This is a genomic window from Buttiauxella brennerae ATCC 51605, assembly GCF_001654925.1.
GTDB lineage: Bacteria > Pseudomonadota > Gammaproteobacteria > Enterobacterales > Enterobacteriaceae > Buttiauxella > Buttiauxella brennerae.
Map to the genome: position 1 here is coordinate 1 of NZ_LXER01000049.1, position 875 is coordinate 875.

Annotated in this window: 1 protein-coding gene; it reads right to left on the reverse strand. The window is 48.8% G+C overall.

Features of this window, described 5'->3' with window-relative positions; translation table 11 throughout:
* Positions 1–7 precede the first annotated feature (7 nt).
* Positions 8–875: IS3 family transposase (locus M975_RS21915; RefSeq protein WP_083967929.1), on the reverse strand; the 868-nt coding region annotated here is incomplete at its 5' end.

The following is an 875-nucleotide window of genomic DNA, read 5'->3' on the forward strand; positions in this document are numbered from 1 at the left end:
GTAGTGGTCAACAAAAACTGGCCACAGCTTTAGAGTTTTTCCAGAACAATCGTTCTGATTCATTCGGCGTCAAACCACCATTATATTGATGAGGTCTGAGCTGGCTGTAATATCCTGTGATGTAATTCGTTATTGCCGTGCTGGCTTCGCTAAAATTCGCGTAGCCATTATCCGGTACCCACTCTGTTTTCAGGCTTCTGAAGAACCGTTCCATTGGGCTGTTATCCCAGCAATTTCCCCGGCGACTCAGGCTTTGCTTTATCTGATATCTCCACAGTAACTGTCTGAAATTCCTGCTGGTATAGTGACTGCCTTGATCCGAGTGATACAGTAAATTAGCCGGTTTTCCCCGTGCTTCCCAGGCCATCGACAGGGCTTTACCTGTCAGTGCAGAATCAGGGAAAAATGACATCGCCCAGCCAACCGGTTTACGGGAAAACAAATCGAGTACAACAGCCAGATAAGCCCAGCGTTTTCCCGTCCAGATATAAGTCACATCACCGCACCAGGCCTGATTAGGCTCGGTAACAGCAAACTGGCGATCCAGATAATTAGGGATCTCAATGTGTTCCTTAGACGCCTTCTTATAACGATGGTCAGGTTGCTGACAGCTGATAATATTGAGCGCTTTCATCAGCTTTGTTGCCCGCCAGCGGCTCAGTTTTATACCTTTGGTGGTGACCATTGCGGCAATGCTTCGCGCTCCTGCTGAACCGTTACTTTCGCGATAAACTTCACGCACAAGGCTCAGTAATGCCACTCTCGTGGCGTCAGGCTTCCTGGGCTGCCGCCAGTATTTATAACTGCTGCGATGAACCCCAAACACGTTGCACACAACGGCAACAGGAAACCGCGCCCTGAGTTTCTCAACTAAT